At 38.9% G+C, this 4,332-nt stretch carries 4 protein-coding genes; all 4 read left to right on the forward strand.

The genetic code is table 11. From position 1 onward, the window contains the following. A partial coding sequence (locus ACH2DQ_RS13050; protein WP_395027017.1) for a DUF6783 domain-containing protein occupies positions 1–116 on the forward strand: 116 nt, incomplete at its 5' end. After that, positions 82–840 carry a GNAT family N-acetyltransferase gene (locus ACH2DQ_RS13055; protein ID WP_394915141.1) on the forward strand — a complete coding sequence of 253 codons (759 nt, stop codon included), beginning with the start codon at positions 82–84 and terminating at the stop codon, positions 838–840. The genes ACH2DQ_RS13050 and ACH2DQ_RS13055, both read left to right, overlap by 35 nt. 350 nt (positions 841–1,190) lie before the next feature. Next, positions 1,191–1,856: an HD domain-containing protein gene (locus ACH2DQ_RS13060; RefSeq protein WP_394915142.1), complete on the forward strand. Its 666-nt coding sequence runs from the start codon at positions 1,191–1,193 to the stop codon at positions 1,854–1,856. A gap of 153 nt (positions 1,857–2,009) precedes the next feature. Continuing rightward, positions 2,010–4,070, forward strand: coding sequence for a polyphosphate kinase 1 (ppk1, locus tag ACH2DQ_RS13065; RefSeq protein WP_394915143.1), 2,061 nt, complete (start codon positions 2,010–2,012; stop codon positions 4,068–4,070). Positions 4,071–4,332: the final 262 nt, after the last annotated feature.

A 4,332-nucleotide genomic window follows, 5' to 3' on the forward strand; every position in this document is an offset into this window, starting at 1 on the left:
CTCCCACAAAGTGTGACGTACAGTTGTCAGAAAGCAATTTTAAAACACGCTCTAATATATATTTGATAAAGGAGAAAAAGAATGGAATTAATAACAGTAAATATGGAAAATATTGAGAAAGAACACATCTGTTGTGCAATTGCAGATAAAAAAGGAGAAACCTGTGTATCATCCAAGAAAGCATGGCTGAAAGAACGTTTTGCAGACGGATTGGTGTTTCGTAAATTAAATGAAAGAGGAAAAGTATTCATTGAATATATTCCGGGTGAAAAAGCCTGGTATCCGATAGAAGCGCCCAATTATCTGCACATCAACTGTTTCTGGGTGTCCGGTAAGTTTAAGGGTCAGGGATATGCAAATCAATTGCTGGAATCCTGTATCGACGATGCAAAGGAGAGGAATATGGATGGCATTACGGTATTATCTTCCGGTAAAAAGATGCCGTTTTTGTCCGATCCCAAGTATTTAAAATATAAGGGCTTTTTGACAGCCGATACCGCAGCGCCGTATTTCGAACTTTTATATTTACCACTGAAAGAAAATGCCCCGGTCCCCAAATTTAAAGAATGTGTAAAAAAAGGTGAAATTAAGGAGCAGGGGATGGTGCTCTACTACACAAATCAATGTCCTCATACGGACAAATATGCACCGATGCTTCAGAAAATAGCCAGGGAGCATGGAGCAGACTTCAAACTTTGTAAAATTGAAACAACCCGGCAGGCACAAAATGCCCCATCCCCATTTACCACATACAGTTTTTTTAATGAAGGAAAATTTGTTACAAATGAGATACTGAGTGAAGCAAAGTTTTTAAAATATTTAAGTGAACATGGAATTTAAAGCAGCATACACCAAAAACCCACCATTAATTCGTAAAATGAGGAAACTTCTTTTTCAGTATTTAAGGTTTGCAGCAGAGAAAAGTGGAGATAATACCTGATATATGGAATCTAGACAGACATTACATATATTTTACATATTTTTAACCAAGGACAGATAGAGAAACAAAATCCGTACTGCTATGATACATAGTGCAGTCTGTTATTTTGGCTGTACTGCTATGGGCATATATACCGGAAGCAGTGCAGATGCTTTTGGCATTTTTACAGCGTCTGCAGCAAAGTGAATGCGTCGGATAAAGACTAAATGGGGCATTCACATTGAAAAGGTACAATTAACAAAGGAGATATATGGAACAGATTACCTATAAGAAAATCAAGGAATCAGAAGAAATAAGAGCATATATAAAAAAGGGAAATGACAACCTTGGAGTGCTGGGATATACGGAGCATTCTTTGAGTCATGCAGTAAAGGTAGCCCAGATTGCCGGAAGAATATTAAAAGAACTGGGATACAGCAAAAAGGATATAGAACTCGCAAGGATAGCTGGTTATATACACGATATCGGCAATAGCATCAACCGAAACGACCATGCCCACAGCGGAGCTATTATGGCATTTACGCTGCTTCGCCAGTATGATATTCCACCGGAAGATGCAGCTACCATTATCAGTGCTATAGGACAGCATGATGAGAAAACAGGAACGGCAGTAGACGCAGTATCAGCAGCTGTAATATTGGCGGATAAGACAGATGTGAGAAGAAACCGTGTCCGAAATACGGTCAAGGAAAGTTTTGATAAACACGACCGGGTAAACTATGCAGCCGTTACTTCAGAGTTAACCATTCTGACTGATACAAAGACGATCCAGTTAAGTGTGGAACTGGATGAAAGTATTTGCTCAATTATGGATTATTTTGAAATCTTTTTGCAGCGGATGCTGATGTGCAAACGTGCAGCGGAAATGCTGGGATCAAAATTTAAGCTGACAGCTAATGGGCATAAAGTTTGCTAAAGAAAATTATTCAGTGAAATGGAAACTGGCTTGTTAAGGTCAATTGGCCATTATGTGCTAAAAGTCAGGTAATACTGTGAAAATTCTTAGGATTATATCACCTGAGTAACTCAAGCTAAATACAAGAGATAAGAAAATGAGGATGTGAGCCACATGAAAGATAAACAATTATCTTGTTTTGAAAACCGGGAATTATCCTGGCTTAAATTTAATGAACGTGTATTAGAAGAAGCTGCTGATCCTAAGGTGCCCATTTGTGAGCGCCTTACTTTTCTGTCCATTTTCCAGAGCAATCTGGATGAATTTTTTATGGTCAGGGTAGGCTCTCTTCATGATCAGATGTTGTTATCAAAAGAAATCAGAGAAAATAAAACCCAGATGACCAGCAGAGAGCAGATGGAAGCTATATTTAAACGGGTACGGGAATTAGAAAAAGTAAAGGATCAAATTTACGAAGAATTAATGTCTCTTCTTGAAACCGAAGGAATTTATTTGATGAAAATCAGCCAATTGACAGATGGGGAAAAAGATTATCTGGAACGCTATTTTGAGCAGGATATTCTGCCGCTTCTGTCCACAATGGTGGTAGGTAAAAAACAGCCTTTTCCATTTTTGAAAAATAATGAAATCTATGCGGCAGCAGTATTGGAAACCAAAACAGACCGGGAAAAATTCGGAATTGTACCATGCAGCAGTGAAGTATTTGGAAGGCTTACGGCTATTCCAGGAAGAACCGGGAGCTTTCTGCTGGTGGAAGAATTAATTTTACATTTTCTGCCTAAAGTATTTCAGAAATACCGGCTGAGTGCAAAGTCACTGATTCGCATAACCAGAAATGCAGATATTGATGCAGACAGTATCTTTGATGAGGATCTTGACTACAGGGAACACATGGCAGAGGTGGTTAAACTCAGAAGAAAGCTCTGTCCTGTTCGGCTGGAATTAAGCAGGGAACTGGATCATAAGATGACAGCTAAGCTGTGTGAACATCTGCTATTAAAAAAAGACCAGGTATTTGTCTCTCAATCGCCAGTGGATCTTTCCTTTGTATTTCAGATTCAGGACCAGCTGAGAATGAAAACGGAATTGTTTTTTGAAAAAAGAATTCCTCAGAAATCACCGGCAGTTGATGAAAAAAGACCCGTAATAGACCAGATCCTGGAGCATGACATTTTACTGTCTTATCCATACGAGAGCATCAGACCATTCATTGCGATGCTGAATCAGGCTGCAGAGGATCCTTATGTTGTGTCTATAAAAATGACCCTTTACCGTCTGGCTAAGCACAGTGAAGTAATTGGTGCGCTGATTGAAGCGGCAGAAAACGGTAAGCAGGTAGATGTATTAGTGGAACTGAAAGCCAGATTTGATGAGGAAAACAACATTGGGTGGTCAAGAAGGCTGGAGGAGGCAGGATGCCATGTTATCTATGGCCTCGATGGTCTGAAGGTTCATTCAAAGCTATGCCTCATTACCCGAAAAAGAGAGGGTCAGATTGAATATATTACACAGGTGGGAACTGGAAATTATAATGAAAAGACTGCCAGGCTTTATACGGATCTCTCCCTGATGACTGCGGATAACAGAATAGGTATAGAAGCAGCCGGAATATTCCAGTTGCTTTCCATGGGCGAAGTAGTCGAATCATCCGATCATCTTCTGATTGCTCCAAAGAGCCTGCAGAACAAAGTACTGGAAATGATGGATGAAGAAATACGTGCAGCGAAAAATAATGAGGCATCCTATATAGGTCTGAAACTAAATTCACTGACCGACAAGAAAATTATTGATAAATTAATAGAAGCATCAAAAGCAGGAGTAAAAATAGAAATGATTGTCCGGGGAATTTGCTGCCTGCGTTCAGGCATTCCGGGGCAGACAGATCATATAAGAATTATCAGTATTGTGGGCAGATACCTGGAGCACTCTAGAATCTATATTTTTGGCGACAGAGAAAGAGCAAAAATCTATATTGCATCAGCAGACTTTATGACCAGAAATACACTGCGCAGAGTAGAAGTGGCGGTACCAATTTATGATACCCACCTGAAAGTAAGAATACGCGAGATGTTTACCACAATGCTAAACGATAATGTGAAGGCAAGAGAACAAAAAGAAGATGGTTCCTATCAGAAATTGCCTACGACAGATGTTGCGCTGGATTCTCAGAAATTATTTTTTCAGATTGCATACCAGCATACAAATAAGCAGTAAAGTTTAGGAGAACCACAAAATAAGTGGATTGTGGTTCTCCTATATATAAGATAAAAAGAAGTCATAAAAAAGTCAAAAAAATAAATATAAAAATAAATAAAAAAATTTCAAATTTAGTATTGACAAATCTTAGAAATCATTGTAGAATTATCTACGTTGCTAAACGGAACAAATCAAGAAAAGCAAAAACAGGAACAACAGTCTTTAAGCCCAGATAGCTCAGTTGGTAGAGCAGAGGACTGAAAATCCTCGTGTCGCTGGT

It is taken from the genome of Robinsoniella sp. (assembly GCF_034124845.1).

What these genes read in the sequence shown, in the direction of transcription:
- ACH2DQ_RS13055 (WP_394915141.1), top strand. Translation starts at nt 82, where the DNA reads ATGGAATTAATAACAGTAAATATGGAAAATATTGAGAAAGAACACATC.
- ACH2DQ_RS13060 (WP_394915142.1), top strand. Translation starts at nt 1,191, where the DNA reads ATGGAACAGATTACCTATAAGAAAATCAAGGAATCAGAAGAAATAAGA.
- ppk1 (WP_394915143.1), top strand. Translation starts at nt 2,010, where the DNA reads ATGAAAGATAAACAATTATCTTGTTTTGAAAACCGGGAATTATCCTGG.